This is a genomic window from Streptomyces sp. NPDC101132 (assembly GCF_044759225.1).
In the GTDB taxonomy this organism is placed as follows: domain Bacteria; phylum Actinomycetota; class Actinomycetes; order Streptomycetales; family Streptomycetaceae; genus Streptomyces.
The window spans coordinates 116,451-137,665 of record NZ_JBIVYX010000008.1; the positions used below are offsets into that span (position 1 = coordinate 116,451).

A 21,215-nucleotide genomic window follows, 5' to 3' on the forward strand; every position below is an offset into this window, starting at 1 on the left:
GTCAGGCCGTCTCGACGACGAGGCGCTCGACCGCGGCGATGGCCTCGGGGATGGCGGCCGGGTTCTGGCCGCCGCCCTGGGCCACGTCCGGCTTGCCGCCACCGCCGCCGCCGAGGGTCTTGGCGGCCGTACGGACCAGGTCGCCGGCCTTGAGGCCGCGCTCGCGGGCGGCCTCGTTGGTGGCGATGACCGTCAGCGGACGCTCGTTGGCCGTGGTGAAGAGCGCCACGACGGCCGGGCGGTCACCCGGGATGCGGCCGCGCACGTCGAGGACCAGCTTGCGCAGGTCGTCGGCGCCGGTGCCGTCCGGCACCTGGCCGACCACGAGGGCCACGCCGCGGATGTCCTGGGCGTTCTCGGCGAGTCCGGCGGCGGCCTGGAGGACCTTCTCCGCGCGGAACTTCTCGATCTCCTTCTCGGCGTCCTTGAGCTTGGTGAGCATCGAGGAGATCTTCTCCGGCAGCTCCTCCGGACGGCCCTTGACCAGCTCCTGGAGCTGGGCGACGACCGTGTGCTCCTTGGCGAGGAAGTTGTACGCGTCCACGCCGACCAGGGCCTCGACGCGGCGCACGCCGGAGCCGATGGAGGACTCGCCGAGCAGCTTGACCAGGCCGAGCTGGCTGGTGTTGCCGACGTGCGTGCCGCCGCACAGCTCCTTGGAGAAGTCGCCGATGGTCACCACGCGCACGCGCTCGCCGTACTTCTCGCCGAACTCGGCGATGGCGCCCTGCTTCTTCGCCTCGTCGATGCTCATGATCTCGGCGGTGACGTCGAGCTCGCGGGAGAGCACCTCGTTGATCTTCTGCTCGACGTCGGTCAGGACCGTGCCGGGGACGGCGTTCGGGGAGCCGAAGTCGAAGCGGAAGCGGCCGGGCGAGTTCTCGGAGCCGGCCTGGGCGGCCGTCGGGCCGAGGGCGTCGCGCAGCGCCTGGTGGGTCAGGTGGGTGGCCGAGTGGGCACGGGCGATGGCCCGGCGGCGCTTGACGTCGATGGCGGCGTACGCGGAGGCGCCGACCGTCACCTCGCCGACCTGGACGGAGCCCTTGTGGACCGAGACGCCCGGGACCGGCTGCTGGACGTCGCGGACCTCGATGACGGCGCCGGAGTCGAGCTTGATGCGGCCCTGGTCGGCGAGCTGGCCACCGCCCTCGGCGTAGAAGGGGGTGCGGTCGAGGACGACCTCGACCTCGTCGCCCTCGGAGGCGGCGGGCGCGGAGACGCCGTTGACCAGCAGGCCGACGATGGTGGCCTCGCCCTGGGTGGTGGCGTAGCCGGTGAACTCGGTGCCGCCGGAACCGTCGGCGATCTCGCGGTAGGCGGACATGTCCGCGTGGCCGGTCTTCTTGGCCTTGGCATCGGCCTTGGCGCGGTCGCGCTGCTCCTGCATCAGGCGGCGGAAGCCGGTCTCGTCCACGGAGAGGCCCTGCTCGGCGGCCATCTCCAGGGTGAGGTCGATCGGGAAGCCCCAGGTGTCGTGGAGCAGGAACGCCTTGTCGCCCGAGAGGACCGTGCCGCCGGCGGCCTTGGTCTCGGTCACCGCGGTGTCGAGGATGTTCGTGCCGCCCTTGAGGGCCTTGAGGAACGCGGCCTCCTCGGCGAGCGCGACGGTCTCGATCCGCTTGCGGTCGGTGATCAGCTCCGGGTACTGCCGGCCCATCGTGTCGATGACGACGTCGATGAGGTCCTTGACCACGGGGCCGGTGGCGCCCATGAGGCGCATGTTGCGGATGGCGCGGCGCATGATGCGGCGCAGCACGTAGCCGCGGCCCTCGTTGCCCGGGGTCACGCCGTCGCCGATGAGCATCACGGAGGTGCGCATGTGGTCGGCGACCACGCGCATCGAGACGTCCGTGTCCTTCGCGGCGCCGTAGCGGACGCCCGTCAGCTCGGTGGCCTTGTCCATGACGACGCGCAGGGTGTCGGTCTCGTACATGTTCTGCACGCCCTGCAGGATCATCGCGAGGCGTTCCAGGCCGAGACCGGTGTCGATGTTCTTGGAGGGCAGGTCGCCGAGGATCGGGAAGTCCTCCTTGCCCTCGCCGGCGCCGCGCTCGTACTGCATGAAGACCAGGTTCCAGATCTCCACGTACCGCTCGTCGTTGACGGCCGGGCCGCCCTCGACGCCGAACTCGGGGCCGCGGTCGTAGTTGATCTCGGAGCAGGGGCCGCAGGGGCCCGGGACGCCCATGGACCAGAAGTTGTCCTTCTTGCCCAGGCGCTGGATGCGCTCGGCGGGGACGCCGATCACGTCGCGCCAGATCGTCTCGGCCTCGTCGTCGTCGAGGTAGACGGTGATCCAGAGCTTCTCCGGCTCCAGGCCGTAGCCGCCGTCCGCCACGGGAGTCGTGAGGAGCTCCCAGGCGTACTTGATGGCGCCTTCCTTGAAGTAGTCGCCGAAGGAGAAGTTGCCGCACATCTGGAAGAACGTGCCGTGGCGGGTGGTCTTGCCGACCTCTTCGATGTCGGGCGTGCGGACGCACTTCTGCACGCTCGTGGCCCGCGGCGCCGGGGGCTTGGTCTCACCGAGGAAGTACGGCTTGAACGGCACCATGCCCGCGTTGACCAGCAGCAGAGTCGGGTCGTCGGCGATGAGCGACGCCGAAGGGACGACGGTGTGACCGCGCTCCTCGAAGAAGCTCAGCCAGCGGCGGCGGATTTCAGCCGACTCCATCAGTGGTCCTCATTCCGGTTGTACGAATTCAGTCGGGGGTGTTGCTTGCGGCCGCGGGCGGCGGGCGGGGTCTCGATCTCCGCACGCCGTCGCGGGGCGGGCAGCGCCTGGACCTGGTCCGGGGCCTGGCGCAGCCCGAGTGCGTCGTTCAGTTCGTCCTCGCGCTGGGCCATGCCGGCCTTGACGTCGAGGGCGAAGTCCTTGAGGCGGTGGCCCGCCTCGACGGCCTTGTCCGCGGCCTGCGCGGCGAGGCTCTCGGGGGTCAGCTGCCTGAGCTTGCGGTTGACCTTGGTGGTGGCCCACACGCCCGCTGCGGCACCTGCGGTGAACCAGAAGGTACGGCGGAACATCGCGATCTCAGTCCTTCTGCTTCCGGCGCCGGGCCGCGGGTACGGTCCGTCCGACGATCACCGTACGCCGGGTCGCCCGGGCGGGCACCTCCTCCGTACGGCCCAGCGCCTTGCGCACGCCGTAGCCGAAGGCGGCGACCTTGACCAGCGGGCCGCCGAAGGCGGAGGCGACGGTCGAGGAGAGCGCGGAGGCGTTGGAGGTGACTTCCTGGACGTCGCTGGTGATGGCGTCGACCTTGTCGAGCTGGGTGCGGGCGGAGCGCACGGTCGTGGAGGCGTCGGCCAGCAGCGGCACCGCGCGCTCGGTCACGTCCGCCACGAGCCGGGTGGTCGCCCTGAGCGTCTGGGCCAGCCTCGCCAGCACCACGGCGAGGAACGAGACCAGGATCGCCCAGAAGACGGCCACGATGATCCCGGCCACCTCTCCACCGGACACGTGCACCGCTCCCTGATCGAAGAACACATCGAAAAACGAAAAAGCCGTGCCCCGACCCTATCGCGCCGGGGGTACGCCGCCGTACCGGAATTCCGGGGTTCGACGAGCGCCTTGTACGCAGCGCATCCGGAGCAGTACGCTCCGTGTCCCATGCGAGCAAGCACGTACGGCAATCTTCCCTCGGAGCTGAACGGCTTCTTCGGGCGGGGTCCCGAACTCGCCGAGCTGGGGCGGCTGCTGGAGGCCTCGCGGCTGGTGACGGTGACCGGTGTCGGCGGCGTGGGGAAGACCCGGCTGGCCCTGAGGGCCGCCCGCCAGGTGCAGGAACGCTACTGCGACGGGGTGTGGCTGGCGGAGCTGTCCGCCGTCCGCGACCCGGCGCTGTTGGACCACGCCGTGTCGGAGGCGCTGGGCCTCACGGACCACACCGCGCGGGCGCCGCGCGAGGTGCTGGCCGAGCACCTGGCCGGCCGCCGGGCGCTGCTGGTGCTGGACGGCGTCGAGCAGCTGGTGGACGCGTGCGCGGAGCTGGTGCGGGAGCTGCTGCGCCGGGCGCCGGGGCTGCGGGTGCTGGCGGTGGGCCGCAGGCCGCTGTGCCTGGACGGCGAGCAGTGCTTCCCGCTCGCCCCGATGGCGGGGCCGGAGGCGGCGGAGCTGCTGGCGGCGCGGGCCGGGGCGGTGGTGCCCGGCTTCGCCCTGACGGAGGCCAACCGGGAGGCGGTGGCGGAGCTGTGCGGCCGCCTCGACGGGATCCCGCTGGCGGTGGAGCTGGCGGCCGGGCGGCTGCGGAGCCTGTCCGTGGGGCAGGTGCTCACCCGCCTGGAGGACCGGTTCCGGCTGCTGACCGGCGGGGCGCGCGGCGCGCTGCCGCGCCACCAGGCGCTGCGTACGGCGATCGGCTGGAGCCACGAGCTGTGCACCCCGAAGGAGCGGCTGCTGTGGGCCCGGCTGTCGGTGTTCGCGGGGCAGTTCGACCTCGACGCGGCGGAGTACGTGTGCGGGGGGCCCGAGCTGCCCCAGGACGACGTGCTGGACGTCGTCGGCGAGCTGCTGGCGCAGTCGCTGCTGGTCCGCGAGGAGGGTCCGGCCGGGGTCCGCTACCGGATGCTGGACACCGTACGGGAGTACGGGGCGGGCTGGCTGGCGGCGCAGGGCGAGGCCGAACGGCTGCGGCGGCGGCACCGGGACTGGTACATGGGACTGGCGACCTGGTGCGAGCTGGACTGGTTCAGCCCGCGGCAGGCGGAGGTGGCCGCGCGGGTGGACACGGAGCTGCCGAACCTGCGGCTGGCCCTGGAGTGCTGCCTGGACGACCCGGAGGACGGCCACCTGGGCCAGTACCTGGCGGGCACGCTGTGGTTCTACTGGGCGGGCTGCGGAGGGCTGGCGGAGGGGCGGCACTGGCTGGACCGGGCGCTGGAGGTGACGGCGGACCACGACGGCTCGCGGCTGAAGGCGCTGTGGGTGCTGGGGTACGTGGCGGCCCTGCAGGGCGACCCGGTGGCCGCGCTCGCGGCGCTGCACGAGTGCCGGGACGGTGCCGCGGCGGCCGGGAACCCGGTGGCGATGGCGTACGCGGTGCACCGGCTGGGCTGCCTGGCGCTGGTCTCGGACGAGGTGGAGCGGGCCGGGGAGCTGTTCGGGGCGGCGCTGGAGCAGTACCGCGAGGTCGGTGAGCTGAACAGCAACGTCCTGATGTGCCAGGTCGAGCTGGCGCTGGCGCTGGCCTTCCAGGGCGACATGGCGGGTGCGCTGCGGCTGTGCCACGAGGTCCGGGAGATCTGCGAGGACCACGGGGAGCGGTGGGCGAAGGCGTACGCGCTGTACGTGCTGGGGTACGCGGCGCTGGGCGCGGGCGACCTGCCGGGGGCGCGGGCGCTGCTCGGCGAGTGCGTGACGATCAACCACGCCTTCCACGACCTGCTGGGCCTGGTGCTGGCGGTGGAGCTGCTGGCGCTGCTGACGGCCACCGAGGGCGATCCGGCGGAGGCCGCGGTGCTCCAGGGCGCGGCGGACCGGCTGTGGGACTCGGTGGGCCTGCGGCTGTTCGGCTCGGGGTACTTCAACGGCCCGCGGCTGGCCTGCCGGGAGCAGGCGGGCGAGGCGCTGGGCGAGCAGCGGTACGCGGCCCTGGCGGCCGAGGGCCGGACGCTGGACGCGGACGCGCTGGCCGCGCGGGCGCTGCGCGGGCCGGCCCGGGGGCGGGTGGCGCTGCCGACGCCGCGGGCCGGCGGGGCCGTACAACGGAACAGGCCCGCCGGCTCCCGTGAGGGGAGTCGGCGGGCCTGACCAGTCCGTGGGTTCCCCCGGCGTCGCCGCCGGGGCCACCCCTACGCGCGCGGAGGCTTAGCGGGCGTAGTACTCGACGACGAGCTGCTCGTCGCAGATGACCGGGATTTCCTTGCGGTTCGGGTCACGGTCCAGGCGGAAGGCCAGGGCCTTCAGGTTGACCTGCAGGTAGCGAGGGGTCTCGCCCTCACCCGCGTAGCCACCCTCACGGGCGACCTGGAACGGGTGCTTGTCGCGGCTGCGCTCGCGGACCGTCACGACGTCGTCGGGACGGACGCGGAACGACGGCTTGTCGACCTTCGCACCGTTGACCTCGATGTGGCCGTGAACGACCATCTGGCGGGCCTGGTAGATGGTGCGGGCGATGCCCGAACGCAGCACCAGGGCGTCGAGGCGACGCTCGAGCTCGACGACCAGCGCCTCGCCCGTCTTGCCCTCGGCCTTCTTCGCGCGGTCGTACGCGCGGGCCATCTGCTTCTCGGAGATGTCGTACTGCGCGCGCAGACGCTGCTTCTCCAGCAGACGGACCTTGTAGTCCGAGTTCTGCTTGCGGCCACGGCCGTGCTCGCCCGGCGGGTAGGGGCGAGCCTCGAAGTACTTGACGGCCTTCGGCGTCAGGGCGATGCCGAGGGCGCGAGACTTCTTGACCTTGGGTCGTGCCTGGTTCACGAGGAACCTACCTCCATGTAAGTTAGGTGAGCCTTACCTTATTCGAGGAGGACGTAATGTCTCGACCACATGGGATCCCCCTGCCCAGTGCGCATCGCAGTTCGGACGAGAACCAATCCACGTCCGCTGACGACGACGGTAGGCAAGGTCAGCCGCGTCCCAGGGAAGGCGCTCGACAGCCCACCGGAGCCGAGCGCGTACGAACCCTCGTTGAGTCCAACGCCTCAGTATCCCTCACTCTGCCGGGTGCTCGTGACGCGCGGGGCGCGTACGGGTCCGAAGAGCCGGGGACAGGGGTGCCGGTCGCGCGGACCGTCACCCCGGACGGGGACGTGCTCCTCCTGGTTCCAGGGGAGAGCGCGGCTGCCAGGGCGGCCGCTCACGCCCAGGACGACGACCTCACCGCCGTGATCGAGATCACGGACGTGGCGCCGGTGTCCGTGCCCCATCGTATCCGGGGCCGCGCGTGGCTCGCCGGGTGGCTCACCCCGGTGCGCGGGGAGGAGCGGGCGGCGGCCGCGATGCTGCTGGCCGAGCGGCAGCCGGTGGGCGAGCTGCTGGGTCTCGGGGAGGCCCTCCACCCGGACCCCGCGCCGGGTGCGTACGGCCGCCCGGCGTGGATGCTGCTGCGCCTGGAGGTCGGGGAGATCGGCGTGGACGACCTGTGGGGCACGGAGTACGTGGACCCCGACGCCCTGGCCGGGGCCGCCCCGGACCCGCTGGCCGCGCACGAGGCGGAGCTGCTCCAGCACCTGCACGCGGCCCACGGCGAGCGGGTGGGCGGGCTCTGCGGGCTGCTCGGCGCGCGCGAGGCCGAGGCGGGGGGCCGCCGGGCGGTGCCGCTGGCGCTGGACCGCTTCGGGCTGCGGATCCGCTTCACCGGCGACCGGCCCTTCGACGCGCGCTTCGACTTCCCGGAGCCGGTCCGGGACGTGTGCGGCCTGCGGCGCGCGATGCACACGCTCTTCGAGGCGGCGTCGGCCTGACCCCCGCGGCCACGGCCGGCCCTCAGGCGGGCGGGCAGGCGGCGAGCAGTTCCTCCAGCGCGAGCTTCTCCGGCGGGGTGACCGTCAGCCCGTACTTGTGCTTGATCCCGGTGTACCGCCGCCCGTACTCGCACCAGTAGTCCCGCCGCGGCGGGCGCCACTTGTCGGCGGTCCTGCTGCCCTTGTCCTGGTTGGTCTGCTTGTCGACCGCGAGCAGGACGTCCAGGTCGTTGGCGTACGCCAGCCGCCGCTCCGGGGTCCACGCGTACGCCCCGGCCCGCCAGGCCGCGCCGAGCGCGACGACGTGGTCGGTCTGGATCCGGGACGCCCTGCGGTGGCTGTACGGCAGGCGCTTGCCGGTGTAGGGGTCGTCGAGCACCCCGGAGAGCACGACGCAGGGATTGCGGTCGCCCTCCCTCAGCTCCTTCAGGTCCCGGCGCAGGACGTCGTCCCGGGTGTCGCACCCGTTGCGCCCGCCGGGCGCGTCGGTGTCGTCGGACCAGGCCGGGCCGAACGCGGCGCGGCGGTACGTCTGCCAGTTCTTCCCCCACGCGACCGTGAGGCCGGCCAGCCGGCCCCTGGCCGTCGCGGCCTCGGGTGGGAACCCCTTGCCGGCCGGCGGCACGCGTGCCACGAGCGCCGCCGCGCTCGCCCTTGCGGCGTCCGGGTCACCCCGCTGGTGGCACCCGCCGGCCAGGGCTGCGAGGACTACGGCAACGAGGGCTGAACGCAGACGCATGCGCTGAGCGGTTCCCCACCGCGCCCCTTCCCGAAACCGGGGCTCCGCCCCCGACCCCGCGCCGTCGGCCCCTCCGGCGGTGGAAGGGCGGGGGTCCGGGGAGGGACCCGCCCCGCAGGGCGGGGACCCGCACCCGGCACGGGGCCGGGGCCCTCATTCGCCGCGCAGGCGCCCCCGCACCCGCTCGACCACGTCCGCGTACCGCGCCTCCGCCCCGTACCGGGTCGGCTCGTAGTACCGCCGGCCCGCCACCGCGTCCGGCGCGTACTGCTGCGCCGCGATCCCGCCCGGCACGTCGTGCGGGTACACGTACCCCTGCGCATGGCCCAGCTTCGCCGCGCCCTTGTAGTGGCCGTCGCGCAGGTGCGCCGGCACCGGCCCCGCCAGGCCGGCGCGGACGTCGGCGAGCGCGGCGCCTATCGCCGTGGTGGCGGTGTTCGACTTCGGGGCCAGCGCCAGCGCGATCGTCGCGTGCGAGAGGGTCAGCGCCGCCTCCGGGAAGCCGATCATCGCCACCGCCTGGGCCGCGGCCACCGCCGTCGGCAGCGCCGTCGGGTCGGCCAGCCCGATGTCCTCGCTGGCCGAGATCATCAGCCGCCGGGCGATGAACCGCGGGTCCTCCCCCGCCTCGATCATCCGCGCGAGGTAGTGCAGCGCCGCGTCCACGTCCGAGCCCCGGATGGACTTGATGAGCGCGCTGGCCACGTCGTAGTGCTGGTCGCCGTCCTTGTCGTACCGGACCGCCGCGCGGTCGACGGCCTCCTCCACGGTCTGGAGCGTGATCTCGTCCTCGCCCTTGGCGATCGCGGAGCCCGCGCCCGCCTCCAGCGCGGTCAGGGCGCGCCGCGCGTCCCCGCCCGCGATCCGCAGCAGGTGCGCCTCGGCGTCCTCCGGCAGCGTGACCGCGCCGCCGAGCCCCCGCTCCTCCGTGAGCGCGCGCCGCATCAGGCCGCGCAGGTCGTCGTCGGTGAGCGGCTCCAGCGTGAGCAGCAGCGAGCGGGAGAGCAGCGGGGAGATGACCGAGAAGTACGGGTTCTCCGTGGTCGCCGCGATCAGCGTGACCCAGCGGTTCTCGACGGCCGGGAGCAGCGAGTCCTGCTGGGCCTTGCTGAAGCGGTGGATCTCGTCGAGGAAGAGGACCGTCTCCTTGCCGTACCCCCCGGCCGCGCGCCGGGCGCCCTCGATGACCGCCCGTACCTCCTTGACGCCCGCGGTGATCGCGGACAGCTCCACGAAGCGCTTCTGGGTGGCCTGGCTGACCACGTACGCCAGGGTGGTCTTGCCGATGCCGGGCGGGCCCCACAGGATCACGGAGGAGGCTCCGGCCGGGCCGCCCTGTCCCTCCCCCACCAGCCGCCGCAGCGGCGAGCCGGGCTTGAGCAGGTGCTGCTGGCCGACGACCTCGTCCAGGGTGCGCGGGCGCATGCGGACGGCGAGCGGGGAGCTCGCCGGGTCCTTCTCCTGGCGCTCCTCGGCGGCGGCGGTGAACAGATCGGGTTCCACGCCTGAAAGCCTAGGGCAGGCCGCCGACAATCAGGCCCGGCCCGGTGGCCGCCCGGCCGGCCACGGAGGCGGCGCCCCGGCAGACGGGGGCGGCCCCGGGGCTCAGGCGGTCCACCCCGGGGCTCAGGAGGTCCAGAAGTCCCACCAGCGGGTCAGGATCAGCATCCCGATGATCCCGACGTGCAGCACGGGCAGCACCCAGGTGAACTCGGCCAGGAAGTTCCGCAGCCAGGCGGGAGCCGGCAGCAGCCCCTCGCGGATGTTGTGCGCGGTGACGTACCAGAACATGAAGATCGTGGCGACCCAGGCCAGGCAGCACCACAGGCACAGCGAGCTGATGACGTACAGCGACTGGTACTGCAGCCAGGTGCAGAACCCCACGCCGAAGAGGGTGCCCGCGTTGAGGGTCAGCCAGTACCAGGGCCGGAAGCTCGCCGCGGCCAGCAGGCTCATGCCGACGCAGACCACGACGGCGTAGGAGACGAGGCCCAGCATCGGGTTCGGGAAGCCGAAGGCCGACGCCTGGTCGCTCTTCATGATGTTGCCGCACGCCACCACGGGGTTGAGGCTGCACCCCGGGGTGAAGTTCGGGTCCTCCAGGAGCTTGAACTTGTCGATCGTGATCACCCAGGAGGCCAGCAGGCCCGCGGCCCCGGTGATCACCAGCAGCCACGCCAGCGCCCTGCTCCCGCCGACGGTCCGCGTGGTCTTCTCAGCTGTGGTGGTCATGGCGTCGTTCGTTTCCCGTCATCGGTCGTCCGGCCCGTAGGAGCAAGGTCATTGTGCCGCACGGGCCCCGCTGTCCACCGTTCGGTGGACACGAGTCCGTCCGGCCGGGGGGACCGTTCCGGCCACCCGCCCGCCAGGCTGTCGGACATGACAACTCTGGCAGTGGAAGTACGCGGACTGCGCAAGCAGTACGGGGAGGTCCGGGCCGTCGACGGCCTGGACCTGACGATCCGGCAGGGCGAGGTCTTCGGCCTCCTCGGCCCCAACGGCGCCGGCAAGAGCACGACGGTGGAGATCCTCCAGGGCCACCGCGACCGCGACGGCGGCGAGGTCGCCGTCCTCGGCGCGGACCCCGCGACGGCCGGCCGGGCCTGGCGCTCCAAGGTGGGCATCGTCTGGCAGGACGAGTCGGCCCCGGCCGAGCTGACGGTACGGGAGACCGTCGAGCACTTCGCGCGCTACTACCCGGCGCCGCGCGACCCGCGCGAGGTGATCGCCCTGGTCGGTCTGGAGGCCGAGGCGGACCGGCGGGTCAAGGGCCTCTCCGGAGGCCGGCGCCGCCGCCTCGACGTGGCGCTCGGCGTCATCGGCGGCCCGCGGCTGCTGCTCCTCGACGAGCCGACCACCGGCTTCGACCCGGCCGCCCGGCGGCAGTTCTGGGAGCTGATCCGGCAGCTGGCGGACGAGGGCACGACCATCCTGCTCACCACCCACTACCTGGAGGAGGCCGAGGCCCTGGCCGACCGGCTCGCGGTGGTGGCCGGCGGGAGGGTCGTCGCCGAGGGCGAACCGGCCGCGCTGCGCCGCCGGTTCGGCACCGGCGCCACCGTCGAGTGGACCGAGGGCCCGGACGGCGCGTCCCGCTCCGTCGAGACGGACACCCCGACCCGGACCGTGGCCGAGCTTTCGGCCCGCTTCGACGGCGAGGTCCCGGGGCTGCGCGTGACCCGCCCCACGCTCGAGGACGTGTACCTGCGCCTGACCGGGCAGCAGGGCCCCGCCGACCCCCCGGCCGCCCCGGCCGGCCCCCTCACCCGGAAGGACGTCCGATGACCACCGCCGCCGCCCCGGCCGCGACCTCTCCGGAGGCCACCGCCCGCGCCCTGCCCGGCGCCTGGACCCTGGGCCTCGCCCGGGGCGTCCTGGAGCTGCGCCAGTTCTTCCGCCAGCGCGACCAGGTGATCTTCACCTTCGCCTTCCCCGTGGTGTTCCTGGCCCTGTTCGCCTCGATCTTCCGGGACCAGGTGGAGGGCACCGACATCACCGCCTCCCAGCTGTACGCGGCCGGCATGGTCGCCGCGGGCGTCATGTCCGTCTCGTTCCAGTCGCTGGGCATCTCCATCGCCATCGAGCGCGACGAGAAGGTGCTGCGCAGGCTGCGCGGCACGCCGATGCCGCCGGCCGCGTACTTCCTGGGCAAGGTCTGGCTGGTGCTGGTCACCGGGCTGGCCGAGACCGCGCTGCTGCTCGGCGTGGGCACCGCGCTGTTCGGCCTCGACCTGCCGGGCACCACCGCCAAGTGGCTGACGTTCGGCTGGGTGTTCGCCCTCGGCCTGACCGGCTGCGCGCTCCTCGGCATCGCGATCAGCAGCCTGCCCCGCTCCGGCAAGAGCGCCACCTCCGTGGTCGTCCTGCCCTTCCTGGTGCTGCAGTTCGTCTCCGGGGTGTACATCCCGGTCGGCTCGCTGCCCGACTGGCTGCTGAACATCGGCGCCCTGTTCCCCCTGAAGTGGATGTGCCAGGGCTTCCGCGGGGTGTTCCTGCCGGAGTCGGCCGCCGTGCTGGAGCAGGCGGGGAGCTGGGAGTACGGACGGATCGCCCTGGTGCTGGGCGCCTGGTGCGTCGGAGGATTGGTGCTGTGTCTGCTCACCTTCACGTGGAAGAACCGCCGCGACGGCTGACGGAGTTCGCCGGGAGCGCGGGAGCGCGCGACGCCCACGTGTGGGAGCGCGCGTTCCGGCCCTGGGACCTCTACTTCGCGGTCGTCTGGGCCGCGACCGCGGTGTTCCTGCTCGGGGCCGCCGAACCGCCCGCCCCGTACCGGCTCACCGCCGTGGGCCTGCTGGCCCTCCTGGTGCCCTGGTACGCGGTGGTGGGGCGGCCGGCGATCCTCGGCGAGGGGGAGGACCTGCGGCGCTCGACGGTGTACCTCGCGGGGGCGATGGCCCTGTTCCTGCCCGCCGGGTTCCTGGCCGGCGAGACCCGGCTGGCCACCTTCGCCCTGGCACCGCACTGCTTCATGCTGCTGTCGCTGCGCCGGGCGATGGCCGCGTCCGCCGTGCTGAACCTCGTACCGGTCGCCGGCTGGGCCCTGATCTGGCGTCCCCCGGCCCACGTGGTCTTCTTCAACTCCGTGTTCGCCGTGGTGACCCTGGTCTTCTCCGCCTTCTTCGGCGGCTGGATCATCCGGATCATCGAGCAGAGCAGGGACCGCGCGCGCCTCATCGCCGAGCTGGAGGCCCGCCGGGAGGAGGTGGCCCGGCTCTCCGCGGAGCGCGGCGCGCTGGCCGAGCGGGAGCGGATGTCGCGGGAGATCCACGACACGCTGGCCCAGGGCTTCACGAGCCTGCTGATGCTCGTCCAGGCCGTGCAGTCCGAGCTCGACCACGACCTGCCGGAGGCCCGCCGCCACCTGGAACTGATGGCGGTCACCGCCCGGCAGAACCTCGCCGAGGCGCGGGCCCTGGTCGCCGGCGGCGCGCCGGCCGACCTGGACGGCGGCTCGCTGCCCGAGGCGGTACGGCGGCTGGCCGCCCGGCACGAACCGCCGGCCGCGGTCGCCGTCACCGGCCCGGTGCGGCCGCTGCCGCCCGCCCTGGAGGTGGTGGCCCTGCGCACCTGCCAGGAGGCGCTGGCCAACGCCGCCAAGCACGCGGGCCCCGGCGCCGCGGTCCGGCTCTCGCTCGCCTACGGTGACCACGAACTGACGGTGTCGGTACGGGACGGGGGCCGCGGCTTCGCGCCGGACGCCCCGGCCCGCGGGTTCGGCCTGCGCGGCCTGCGCGCCCGCGCCGCGGAGGCGGGCGGCACCGCGTCCGTGACCAGTGCCCCCGGCCTGGGCACCACCGTCTCCGTCACCCTGCCGACCGACCCCGGGAGTGCCCCGTGATCCGCATCGTGCTCGCCGACGACCACCCCGTGGTACGGGAGGGCCTGCGCGGCATGCTCAGCGCCGAACCGGACCTGGAAGTGGTCGGCGAGGCCGCCAGCGGCCCCCAGGCGGAGGCCCTGGCCGCCGAACTCCGGCCGGACATCGTGCTGATGGACCTGCGGATGCCGGGCGGCGACGGGGTCGAGTCGACCGGCCGGATCACCGCGGCGGGCCTGCCCTGCCGGGTGGTGGTCCTCACGACGTACGAGACGGACCGCGACATCCTGCGGGCGGTGGAGGCCGGCGCCGCCGGCTACCTGCTCAAGGACCTGGCCCGCGGTGAGCTGGCCGAGGCGGTACGGGCGGCCGTGCGCGGCGAGACGGTGCTGGCCCCCACGGTCGCGGGCCGCCTGGTGGACCGGCTGCGGGCGAAGCCGGAGCGGCCCCGGCTCTCGGACCGCGAGGTGGCGGTGCTGCGGCTGGTCGCGGACGGCCTGACCAACGCCGAGGTCGGCCGGCGCCTGTACGTCGCGGAGTCCACGGTCAAGACCCACCTGCTGCGGATCTTCGGCAAGCTGGGCGTGGACGACCGCACGGCGGCCGTGACCACCGCCCTGCGCGAGGGCCTGCTGTAGACGCACGGACGCCGGAGGGCCCGCCGCTCGCGGCGGGCCCTCCGGCGTCCGGTCGGTGTCGCGCCGGCCTTCCGGCCGGCCGGCGTCAGGCCAGCTTCGCGCGGACGGCCGCCACCAGGTCCGCGACCGGCACCGCGGTCTGCTCGCCGGACTCCATGTCCTTGAGCTGGACGACGCCCTCGGCGAGGTCGCGCTCGCCGGCGACCACGGTCAGCCGCGCGCCGCTGCGGTTCGCGTCCTTCATGGCGCCCTTGAGGCCCTTGCCGCCGTACGCGAAGTCGGCCGCGACCCCGGCCCGGCGCAGCTCGGTGACCTTGCCGAACAGCAGTCGGCGGGCCTCCTCGCCGATGGCGACGGCGAACACGGCCGTGGCGGCCGGGATGTCCAGCTCCACGCCCTCGGCCTCCAGGGCCAGCACGGTGCGGTCCACGCCCAGCGCCCACCCGACGGACGGCAGCGCGGGGCCGCCGATCATCTCGGACAGGCCGTCGTAGCGGCCGCCGCCGCCGACCGCGGACTGCGAGCCCAGGCCGTCGTGCACGAACTCGAAGGTCGTACGGGTGTAGTAGTCCAGGCCGCGCACCAGCTTCGCGTCGTCCTCGAAGACCACGCCCGCCGCGGTGACCAGCGCGCGCACCTCCTCGTGGTACGCCGTGCACGCGTCGCACAGGTAGTCCCGCAGCAGCGGCGCGTCCACGAGCTGCTTCTGGACGTCGGCGCGCTTGTCGTCCAGCACCCGCAGCGGGTTGATCTCCGCCCGGCGCAGGGTCTCCTCGTCCAGGTCGAGGCCGCGCAGGAAGGTCTGGAGCGCCTCGCGGTAGACCGGGCGGCACTCCTTGTCGCCCAGCGAGTTCAGCAGGATGCGGAAGTTCTGCAGGCCCAGCGAGCGGTACGCCTGGTCGGCCAGGATGATCAGCTCGGCGTCCAGGGCGGGGTCCTCGGCGCCGATCGCCTCGGCGCCGACCTGCGAGAAGTGGCGGTAGCGGCCCTTCTGCGGGCGCTCGTAGCGGTAGTACGAGCCCGAGTACCAGAGCTTGACCGGCAGGTTGCCCTGCTTGTGCAGGCTGGCCTCCAGGGCCGCGCGCAGCACCGAGGCGGTGCCCTCGGGACGCAGGGCGAGCCTGTCGCCGCCCTTGGTCTCGAAGGCGTACATCTCCTTGGTCACGATGTCCGTGGACTCGCCGACGCCGCGGGCGAAGAGGTCGACGTCCTCGAAGCCGGGGGTCTCGATGTAGCCGTAGCCGGACGTGCGGAGCGGGCCGGAGATGGCCTCGCGCACCGCCAGGTACTTCGCCGAGTACGGCGGGATCAGGTCGTACGTGCCCTTGGGGGCCTTGAAGGTGCTCACGAAACTCTCGTCACATTCCTCGTCGTGGGGCGGCGGTGCCGTCTCCCAGGCCGGCGGCGACTTCCCGGAGGTACGGGTTGGTCGCGCGCTCGCGGCCGATGGTGGTCTGGGGGCCGTGGCCGGACAGCACCACGGTCGAGTCGTCGAGCGGCAGGCACACGCGGGCCAGCGACTCGAGCATCTCGGCGTGGGAGCCGCCGGGCAGGTCGGTGCGTCCGATGGAGCCGGCGAACAGCAGGTCGCCCGAGAAGAACACGGACGGCACGTCCGCGAGCTCGGGCATCCGGAAGGTCACCGACCCCCTGGTATGACCGGGCGCGTGCGCGACGGTGAAGTCCAGACCGGCCAGCTTCAGCTCGCTGCCGTCGGTGAGCTCGCGGAGGTCGTCCGGCTCCCCCACGGTCAGCTCGCCCATCAGCGGCATCCCGATGGAACGGCCCAGCGCCTTCTCCGGGTCGCTCATCATGTAGCGGTCCTCGGGGTGGATCCAGGCGGGCACGTCGTGCGCCCCGCAGACCGGAACCACCGAGGCGACATGGTCGATGTGGCCGTGGGTGAGGACGACGGCGACGGGCTTGAGCCGATGTTTCCGGAGGGTGTCCTCGACTCCCTGGGTGGCCTGGTGGCCCGGGTCGATGATCACGCACTCCTCGCCGGCGGCGGGGGCGACCACGTAGCAGTTGGTCCCCCAGGCCCCGGCGGGGAACCCGGCAATGAGCACGTTCGTCCTCAGATCGTCATCGGGCCGGCACAGCGGCCGGCGGATTGCGGCAGATCAGAGCCTACCGGCGCTGCTCAGCACACAGCGAACCCATATACGGTACGGCCTGACCCAGCCCGGACAGCAGCACGTGAGAGCACAAGGAGACGACCCGGTGGTCACCAGTGAGCAGCGGCGGAAGAACGCCAGGGAGAAGTTCGAGCGGCAGCAGCAGCGCCGGGTGGAGGCCCAGCGCAAGGCGCGCCGCAAGGGCGCGGTGATCGGCTCCGCGGTGGCGGTGGTGATCGCGGCGGTCGTGGCGACCGTGGCGTCCGGCGCGTTCTCCTCGGAGGACGACGCCACGCCCGAGGCCCAGCCGAGCCCGACCGCCACGCCCTCGGCCACGCAGGAGGCGAAGAAGGAGCCGGCGATGGCGGTCGACCGGAAGGCGAAGTACACCTTCGCCCTCAAGACGAACCAGGGCGACCTCGCCATCACGATGGACGCGGCCAAGACCCCGCGCACCGTGAACTCGTTCAAGTCGCTGGCCGACGCCGCCTACTTCGACGGGACGAAGTGCCACCGGCTGACCACGGGCGGCATCTTCGTCCTCCAGTGCGGCGACCCGCAGGGCACCGGCAGCGGCGGCCCGGGCTACACGATCCCGGACGAGAACCTGGACGGCCTGGGCAAGGCGGGCGCGGACGGCACGGTCACGTACCCGGCCGGCACCGTGGCCATGGCCAACACCGGCCAGCCCGGCTCGGGCGGCAGCCAGTTCTTCCTGGTCTACAAGGACAGCAAGCTGCCCCCGACGTACACGCCGTTCGGCAAGCTCGACGCGGCCGGTCTGAAGGCCGTGGAGGAGGTCGCGAAGGCCGGTGTCGCGGGCGGTGCGACGGACGGAGCGCCGCAAAAGGGAGTGACCATCGAAAAGGCGACGGTCACCAAGGGCTGACGGCCGAGATTCCGTGTCGCCGGATGCGGACAGGCGGCCCGGCGGTCGCCTAGATTGGCGTTGTGCAGGGCGGGCGCTGCCCGCCCCAGGAAACTGTGGACGATGCCAGGGGGCCTGACCCCCGGCATCAGGTGGAGGAGGCGCTGTGAGCAGCGACCCGTGGGGCCGCGTCGACGAGACGGGCACCGTGTACGTGCGTACTGCCGATGGCGAGCAGGTCGTCGGCTCCTGGCAGGCGGGCACCCCTGAGGAGGCCCTGGCCTACTTCGAGCGCAAGTACGAGGGCCTGGTGGTCGAGATCGGCCTCCTCGAACGACGGGTGCGGACCACCGACCTGTCCGCCAAGGACGCGACGACGGCGATCGACCACCTGCGCCAGCAGGTCGAGGAGCACCACGCGGTCGGCGACCTCGACGCGCTGCGCGTCCGGCTCGACAAGCTGGTCGAGACGGTCGAGTCGCGCCGCGAGGAGCGCAAGGCCCAGAAGGCCAAGCAGACCGACGAGGCCAAGCACGCCAAGGAGGCGCTGGTCGCCGAGGCCGAGGAGCTGGCGCAGAGCGACCAGTGGCGCTCCGCGGGCGAGCGGCTGCGCGCCCTGGTGGACACGTGGAAGGGGCTGCCCCGCCTCGACCGCAAGTCGGACGACGAGCTGTGGCACCGCTTCTCGCACGCCCGCTCGGCGTTCTCCAAGCGGCGCAAGGCGCACTTCGCGTCCCTGGACGCCCAGCGCGAGGACGCCCGCAAGATCAAGGAGCGGCTGGTCGTCGAGGCCGAGTCGCTCTCCGGCTCCACCGACTGGGGCCCGACGGCCGCCCGCTACCGCGAGCTGATGGCGGACTGGAAGGCGGCCGGCCGGGCGCAGCGCGAGGCCGAGGACGACCTGTGGAACCGCTTCCGCGGGGCGCAGGACATCTTCTTCGCGGCGCGCAGCGAGGTGTTCGCCGAGCGCGACGCCGAGCAGGCGGAGAACCTGAAGCTCAAGGAGGAGCTGGCCGACGAGGCCGAGAAGCTCCTGCCGGTGACGGACCTGAAGGCCGCGCGTGCCGCGTTCCGGTCCATCAACGAGCGCTGGGAGGCCATCGGCCACGTGCCGCGGGACGCCCGTCCCAAGGTCGAGGGCCGCATGCACGCCGTCGAGCGGGCCATCCAGGAGTCGGAGGAGGCCGAGTGGCGCCGGACGAACCCGGAGGCGCGTGCGCGTGCCGCGGGTCTGACCGGTCAGCTGCAGGCGGCCGTCGACAAGCTGCGCGAGCAGGCCGAGGCGGCCCGCGCGGCGGGCAACACCGCCAAGGCCGACAAGCTCCAGCGTGAGCTGGAGGGCCGCCAGGCCCTCCTCGACCAGGCGCTGAAGGGCCTGGAGGAGTTCGGCGGCTGACCGGGCCGCCGGGACGCCGTCCCGAGTGACGAGAGGGGCCCCGTACCGCGGTACGGGGCCCCTCTCGTGTCGTCCGGGCGGCGGCGCCCGTGCGGGGCGCCGGCCGCGGGCGGGCTAGGGTCTGCGGGCCGAGGTGACCCGGTAGACGTCGTAGACGCCCTCCACGCCGCGTACGGCCTTCAGTACGTGGCCCAGGTGCTTCGGGTCGCCCATCTCGAAGGTGAACCGCGAGGTGGCCACCCGGTCGCGGGAGGTCTGCACGGCCGCCGACAGGATGTTGACGTGCTGGTCGGAGAGGACCCGCGTGACGTCCGACAGGAGCCGGGACCGGTCCAGCGCCTCGACCTGGATGGCGACCAGGAAGACGGAGGACTGGGTGGGCGCCCACTCGACCTCCAGGATCCGCTCGGGCTGCTGCGAGAGCGAGTCGACGTTCACGCAGTCGGCGCGGTGAACCGATACGCCACTGCCGCGCGTGACGAAGCCGATGATCGGGTCGCCCGGCACCGGCGTGCAGCAGCGGGCCAGCTTGACCCACACGTCCTCGACGCCCTTGACCACGACACCGGGGTCGGCGTTCGCGCGCCGCTTGGAGCGGCCGCGCGACGGCGGGACGCTCTCCTCGATGTCCTCGTTCGCGGCCTCCTCGCCGCCCATCGCCTGGACGAGCTTGGAGACGACGGCCTGCGCCGACACGTGTCCCTCGCCGATCGCCGCGTACAGCGAGGAGATGTCGGGGTAGCGCATCTCGTGGGCCAGGGTCACCAGCGAGTCGCCGGTGAGGATCCGCTGGATCGGCAGGTTCTGCTTGCGCATGGCGCGCGCGATGGCGTCCTTGCCCTGCTCGATCGCCTCGTCGCGGCGCTCCTTGGAGAACCAGGCTCGGATCTTGTTGCGGGCGCGGGGCGACTTGACGAAGGTCAGCCAGTCGCGGGACGGCCCGGCGCCCTCGGCCTTGGAGGTGAAGACCTCCACGAGGTCGCCGTTGTCCAGGGTGGACTCCAGCGGGACCAGGCGCCCGTTGACCCGGGCCCCTATGGTCCGGTAGCCGACCTCGGTGTGCACGGCGAAGGCGAAGTCGACCGGGGTGGCCCCGGCCGGGAGCGCTATGACGTCGCCCTTCGGCGTGAAGACGAAGACCTCGTTGCGGGAGAGGTCGAAGCGCAGCGAGTCGAGGAACTCGCCCGGGTCCTCGGTCTCCTTCTGCCAGTCCAGCAGCTGGCGCAGCCAGGCCATGTCGTTGACCGTGTCCTGGCCGGCGCTGCCCTTGGCGGCCTGCGGGACGTCGGTGCGGATCTTGGAGGCGCCGGCGACGGTCTGCTGCTTGTACTTCCAGTGCGCGGCGATGCCGTACTCGGCGCGGCGGTGCATGTCGAAGGTGCGGATCTGCAGCTCGACCGGCTTGCCGTTGGGCCCGATGACCGTCGTGTGGAGCGACTGGTACATGTTGAACTTGGGCATCGCGATGTAGTCCTTGAACCGCCCCGGAACCGGGTTCCAGCGGGCGTGGACGGTGCCCAGCGCCGCGTAGCAATCGCGGACGGTGTCGACGAGGACGCGGATGCCCACCAGGTCGTAGATCTCGGCGAAGTCGCGGCCCCGCACGATCATCTTCTGGTAGACGCTGTAGTAGTGCTTCGGGCGGCCGGTGACGGTCGCCTTGATCCGGGCGGCCCGCAGGTCGGCCTGGACCTCGTCGGTGACGACGGCGAGGTACTCGTCCCGCTTGGGGGCGCGCTCGGCGACCAGGCGGACGATCTCGTCGTACATCTTGGGGTAGAGGATCGCGAAGGCGAGGTCCTCCAGCTCCCACTTGATCGTGTTCATGCCCAGGCGGTGGGCCAGGGGCGCGTAGATCTCGAGGGTCTCGCGGGCCTTCTTCTCCTGCTTCTCCCGCTTGAGGTAGCGCATGGTGCGCATGTTGTGCAGGCGGTCCGCGAGCTTGATGACCAGGACGCGCGGGTCCTTCGCCATGGCGACGACCATCTTGCGGACCGTCTCGGCCTGCGCGGCCTCGCCGAACTTGACCTTGTCCAGCTTGGTGACGCCGTCGACGAGCAGGGCGACGGCGTCGCCGAAGTCGCGGCGGAGCTGGTCGAGCCCGTACTCGGTGTCCTCGACGGTGTCGTGCAGCAGGCCCGCCATCAGCGTGGCCGGGTCCATGCCCAGCTCGGCGAGGATCGTCGTCACCGCGAGCGGGTGCGTGATGTACGGGTCGCCGCTCTTGCGCTTCTGGCCGCGGTGCCAGCGCTCGGCGACCTGGTAGGCCTTCTCGATCTGGCGGAGCGTCGCCGTCTCGATCTTCGGGTCGTTGCTGCGGACGATGCGCAGCAGCGGCTCCAGGACCGGGTTGTACGGGTTGGAGCGCTGGACGCCCAGCCGGGCGAGTCGGGCCCGCACGCGGTTGGACGAACCGCCGGGCTTGGCCGGCAGCGGCCGGGGCGGAACCGGCGGTACGGGCTTGGGTGCCGCGGGGGGCGTGGCGGCGGGCGCCGTGGCCGGGTCTGCCTGCTTGTCGGGCTGCGCGGCGGAGAGTGGCTGGACCTCGTCTGGCAAGAGCGCTCCTCTGGGGGTCCCCCCGGAGTCCGGGGGAGGTTCCGGGGCCCCGGTCAGGTCCGGAAAACCCATGGTAGCGACCCGTGGCCCGGCCCGTTCCCCGCGGCCGCCTGGCGGACAGCCCCGGGGGCCCCCGCTCACACGGGAGCGGCGGGCACCGGACGTGTCCGGTGCCCGCCG

Annotated in this window: 18 protein-coding genes; 8 read left to right on the top strand and 10 right to left on the bottom strand. The window is 72.9% G+C overall.

Features of this window, described 5'->3' with window-relative positions; genetic code table 11:
* Position 1: 1 nt before the first annotated feature.
* From alaS to ACIQUR_RS19840, 3 genes are read right to left on the bottom strand one after another with little or no spacing between them, the layout of a single operon-like run.
* Positions 2-2,671: an alanine--tRNA ligase gene (gene alaS, locus ACIQUR_RS19830; protein WP_399947516.1), complete on the bottom strand. Its 2,670-nt coding sequence runs from the start codon at positions 2,669-2,671 to the stop codon at positions 2-4.
* Complete coding sequence (locus ACIQUR_RS19835; RefSeq protein WP_403665770.1) at positions 2,671-3,021, bottom strand: DUF6167 family protein; 351 nt, start codon at positions 3,019-3,021, stop codon at positions 2,671-2,673. Before ACIQUR_RS19835 ends, alaS begins: the two co-directional genes overlap by 1 nt.
* A gap of 7 nt (positions 3,022-3,028) precedes the next feature.
* Positions 3,029-3,457: a DUF948 domain-containing protein gene (locus tag ACIQUR_RS19840; protein WP_403665772.1), complete on the bottom strand. Its 429-nt coding sequence runs from the start codon at positions 3,455-3,457 to the stop codon at positions 3,029-3,031.
* Positions 3,458-3,607: 150 nt separating this feature from the next.
* Between ACIQUR_RS19840 and ACIQUR_RS19845 the strand changes: the two genes are divergently transcribed.
* Positions 3,608-5,746, top strand: coding sequence for an ATP-binding protein (locus tag ACIQUR_RS19845; protein ID WP_403665774.1), 2,139 nt, complete (start codon positions 3,608-3,610; stop codon positions 5,744-5,746).
* 57 nt (positions 5,747-5,803) lie between these two features.
* Here ACIQUR_RS19845 and rpsD read toward each other — a convergent pair whose 3' ends face one another.
* On the bottom strand, positions 5,804-6,415 hold the full coding sequence (gene rpsD, locus ACIQUR_RS19850) for a 30S ribosomal protein S4 (protein ID WP_403665776.1): 612 nt from the start codon (positions 6,413-6,415) through the stop codon (positions 5,804-5,806).
* A 296-nt stretch (positions 6,416-6,711) separates the two neighbouring features.
* Here rpsD and ACIQUR_RS19855 point away from each other — a divergent pair, with 296 nt between their 5' ends.
* Positions 6,712-7,401, top strand: coding sequence for a DUF2470 domain-containing protein (locus ACIQUR_RS19855; protein ID WP_403665778.1), 690 nt, complete (start codon positions 6,712-6,714; stop codon positions 7,399-7,401).
* Positions 7,402-7,423: 22 nt separating this feature from the next.
* On the opposite strand, the gene ACIQUR_RS19860 is transcribed toward ACIQUR_RS19855, so the two are convergent.
* The 3 genes from ACIQUR_RS19860 to ACIQUR_RS19870 form a co-directional block, all read right to left on the bottom strand.
* The gene (locus ACIQUR_RS19860) at positions 7,424-8,140 is read right to left on the bottom strand and encodes an HNH endonuclease family protein (protein ID WP_403665780.1); all 717 of its coding nucleotides are present in this window, start codon (positions 8,138-8,140) and stop codon (positions 7,424-7,426) included.
* A 153-nt stretch (positions 8,141-8,293) separates the two neighbouring features.
* The gene (locus ACIQUR_RS19865) at positions 8,294-9,643 is read right to left on the bottom strand and encodes a replication-associated recombination protein A (RefSeq protein WP_403665782.1); all 1,350 of its coding nucleotides are present in this window, start codon (positions 9,641-9,643) and stop codon (positions 8,294-8,296) included.
* 123 nt (positions 9,644-9,766) lie between these two features.
* Positions 9,767-10,372: a vitamin K epoxide reductase family protein gene (locus ACIQUR_RS19870; protein WP_403665784.1), complete on the bottom strand. Its 606-nt coding sequence runs from the start codon at positions 10,370-10,372 to the stop codon at positions 9,767-9,769.
* A gap of 147 nt (positions 10,373-10,519) precedes the next feature.
* Here ACIQUR_RS19870 and ACIQUR_RS19875 point away from each other — a divergent pair, with 147 nt between their 5' ends.
* From ACIQUR_RS19875 to ACIQUR_RS19890, 4 genes are read left to right on the top strand one after another with little or no spacing between them, the layout of a single operon-like run.
* On the top strand, positions 10,520-11,425 hold the full coding sequence (locus tag ACIQUR_RS19875) for an ABC transporter ATP-binding protein (protein WP_403665786.1): 906 nt from the start codon (positions 10,520-10,522) through the stop codon (positions 11,423-11,425).
* On the top strand, positions 11,422-12,273 hold the full coding sequence (locus tag ACIQUR_RS19880; protein ID WP_403665788.1) for an ABC transporter permease: 852 nt from the start codon (positions 11,422-11,424) through the stop codon (positions 12,271-12,273). The genes ACIQUR_RS19875 and ACIQUR_RS19880 overlap by 4 nt, the downstream gene beginning before the upstream one ends.
* On the top strand, positions 12,231-13,481 hold the full coding sequence (locus ACIQUR_RS19885; RefSeq protein WP_403665790.1) for a sensor histidine kinase: 1,251 nt from the start codon (positions 12,231-12,233) through the stop codon (positions 13,479-13,481). The genes ACIQUR_RS19880 and ACIQUR_RS19885 overlap by 43 nt, the downstream gene beginning before the upstream one ends.
* Positions 13,478-14,098, top strand: a complete 621-nt coding sequence (locus ACIQUR_RS19890) for a response regulator (protein ID WP_403665792.1) — start codon at positions 13,478-13,480, stop codon at positions 14,096-14,098. Before ACIQUR_RS19885 ends, ACIQUR_RS19890 begins: the two co-directional genes overlap by 4 nt.
* Before the next feature lie 85 nt (positions 14,099-14,183).
* Here ACIQUR_RS19890 and hisS read toward each other — a convergent pair whose 3' ends face one another.
* Together hisS and ACIQUR_RS19900 are read right to left on the bottom strand one after the other, a co-directional pair.
* The gene (hisS, locus tag ACIQUR_RS19895; protein WP_403665794.1) at positions 14,184-15,446 is read right to left on the bottom strand and encodes a histidine--tRNA ligase; all 1,263 of its coding nucleotides are present in this window, start codon (positions 15,444-15,446) and stop codon (positions 14,184-14,186) included.
* A 10-nt stretch (positions 15,447-15,456) separates the two neighbouring features.
* Positions 15,457-16,167: an MBL fold metallo-hydrolase gene (locus ACIQUR_RS19900; protein ID WP_403665796.1), complete on the bottom strand. Its 711-nt coding sequence runs from the start codon at positions 16,165-16,167 to the stop codon at positions 15,457-15,459.
* A 154-nt stretch (positions 16,168-16,321) separates the two neighbouring features.
* Between ACIQUR_RS19900 and ACIQUR_RS19905 the strand changes: the two genes are divergently transcribed.
* Entirely contained in the window at positions 16,322-17,104 is a 783-nt protein-coding gene (locus ACIQUR_RS19905) for a peptidylprolyl isomerase (RefSeq protein WP_403665798.1), read from the top strand.
* A gap of 145 nt (positions 17,105-17,249) precedes the next feature.
* The gene (locus ACIQUR_RS19910; protein ID WP_403665800.1) at positions 17,250-18,479 is read left to right on the top strand and encodes a DUF349 domain-containing protein; all 1,230 of its coding nucleotides are present in this window, start codon (positions 17,250-17,252) and stop codon (positions 18,477-18,479) included.
* 114 nt (positions 18,480-18,593) lie between these two features.
* Here the strand turns inward: ACIQUR_RS19910 and ACIQUR_RS19915 are convergent, their stop codons facing one another.
* A complete protein-coding gene (locus tag ACIQUR_RS19915) occupies positions 18,594-21,035 on the bottom strand; it encodes a RelA/SpoT family protein (RefSeq protein ID WP_403665802.1) in 2,442 nt (813 codons plus the stop codon).
* Between the last annotated feature and the right edge of the window lie 180 nt (positions 21,036-21,215).

Coding starts and splice junctions, on each gene's coding strand:
- alaS (WP_399947516.1), bottom strand. CDS start 2,671: ATGGAGTCGGCTGAAATCCGCCGCCGCTGGCTGAGCTTCTTCGAGGAG.
- ACIQUR_RS19835 (WP_403665770.1), bottom strand. CDS start 3,021: ATGTTCCGCCGTACCTTCTGGTTCACCGCAGGTGCCGCAGCGGGCGTG.
- ACIQUR_RS19845 (WP_403665774.1), top strand. CDS start 3,608: ATGCGAGCAAGCACGTACGGCAATCTTCCCTCGGAGCTGAACGGCTTC.
- ACIQUR_RS19860 (WP_403665780.1), bottom strand. CDS start 8,140: ATGCGTCTGCGTTCAGCCCTCGTTGCCGTAGTCCTCGCAGCCCTGGCC.
- ACIQUR_RS19870 (WP_403665784.1), bottom strand. CDS start 10,372: ATGACCACCACAGCTGAGAAGACCACGCGGACCGTCGGCGGGAGCAGG.
- ACIQUR_RS19875 (WP_403665786.1), top strand. CDS start 10,520: ATGACAACTCTGGCAGTGGAAGTACGCGGACTGCGCAAGCAGTACGGG.
- ACIQUR_RS19880 (WP_403665788.1), top strand. CDS start 11,422: ATGACCACCGCCGCCGCCCCGGCCGCGACCTCTCCGGAGGCCACCGCC.